Below are 1,484 nucleotides of genomic sequence, written 5' to 3'. Positions count from 1 at the left end.
ATCGTGAGCTGGCCGATAAAGGTGGCGTGGATGCGTTGATAAATCGTAGCCGTCGCGCTCCTAACCTTAAAAACCGAACCGATGAGGCCACTGAGCGGGCTGTTGTTGATTATGCTGTGGCATTCCCGGCTCACGGCCAGCACAGGAGCAGTAACGAGCTGCGTAAACAGGGCATTTTTATCTCCGGCAGTGGTGTCCGTTCTGTCTGGTTACGTCATAACCTTGAGAACTTCAAAAAACGCCTGAAAGCACTGGAAGAGAAAGTGGCCCGCGATGGCATTGAACTGACTGACAGCCAGATCGCCGCACTGGAGCGTAAAGCCAGTGATGACGAAGCCTGTGGTGAGATTGAAACCGCTCATCCGGGTTATCTGGGTTCACAGGACACGTTCTATGTGGGCAACCTGAAAGGCGTCGGGCGTATCTATCAGCAGACATTCGTTGATACATACTCGAAAGTGGCTCACTGCAAGCTCTACGTCACTAAAACACCGATTACAGCGGCTGATTTACTGAATGATCGTGTGCTGCCATTTTATGAGTATCAGGGTCTGCCGATGTTGAGGATACTGACCGACAGAGGCACTGAGTTCTGCGGCAAAGTGGAGCAGCATGATTACCAGCTTTATCTGGCGATAAATGACATTGAGCATACGAAAACGAAGGCAATGTCACCGCAGACCAACGGCATCTGCGAGCGGTTCCATAAAACGATACTGAACGAGTTTTATCAGGTGACGTTCCGCAAAAAGTTATATGGCGATCTTGAAGCATTACAATCGGATCTTGATGAATGGCTGGCTCACTATAATAATGAGCGAACCCATCAGGGGAAAATGTGTTGCGGCCGGACGCCAATAGAAACGTTACTTGATGGAAAACGCATCTGGGCTGAGAAAAATTTAAGCCAGATGTAATCTGACAGATACCTGTATAAATAACCGGTAACTGTCAGATCAGGTCTGAGYTWWTACAGTTCTCAAGGTTATGACGTAACCAGACAGAACGGACACCACTGCCGGAGATAAAAATGCCCTGTTTACGCAGCTCGTTACTGCTCCTGTGCTGGCCGTGAGCCGGGAATGCCACAGCATAATCAACAACAGCCCGCTCAGTGGCCTCATCGGTTCGGTTTTTAAGGTTAGGAGCGCGACGGCTACGATTTATCAACGCATCCACGCCACCTTTATCGGCCAGCTCACGATAACGATAAAACGTATCGCGGGAGACGCCCATGATTTTGCAGGCCTTCGACACGTTGCTGAGTTCTTCAGCCAGATTGAGCAAACCGGCTTTGTGTTTGATAACGGGATTGGTAGTATGAAGCATGAGAGTTACCTCGTGTTTTGTATAAGGATTCGACACCCATATCAAAACCGGTAACTCTCAACCTTTCAAGGCCATGTGTCAGATCAAGTCGCGACTAATACACACTATCATATTGATAGTATTAACTAATATTCTGTTTCAACTACCTACATGCC

Annotated in this window: 1 protein-coding gene and 1 pseudogene; one reads left to right on the top strand and one right to left on the bottom strand. The window is 48.3% G+C overall.

The window, feature by feature from the left end; translation table 11 throughout:
* Window positions 1–917, top strand: a 917-nt coding sequence (locus FE839_RS24455; protein ID WP_206665987.1) for an IS481 family transposase, incomplete at its 5' end; no start/stop codon positions are given.
* A gap of 58 nt (window positions 918–975) precedes the next feature.
* On the opposite strand, the pseudogene FE839_RS24450 reads toward FE839_RS24455, so the two are convergent.
* Window positions 976–1,329, bottom strand: a pseudogene (locus tag FE839_RS24450) (helix-turn-helix domain-containing protein); the annotation flags it as partial.
* Window positions 1,330–1,484 lie beyond the last annotated feature (155 nt).

Origin of the sequence: Klebsiella indica (genome assembly GCF_005860775.1) — a bacterium.
GTDB lineage: Bacteria > Pseudomonadota > Gammaproteobacteria > Enterobacterales > Enterobacteriaceae > Klebsiella > Klebsiella indica.
The sequence above is the reverse complement of the archived record's forward strand: the minus strand, read 5'-3'. Positions and strand labels throughout refer to the sequence as shown.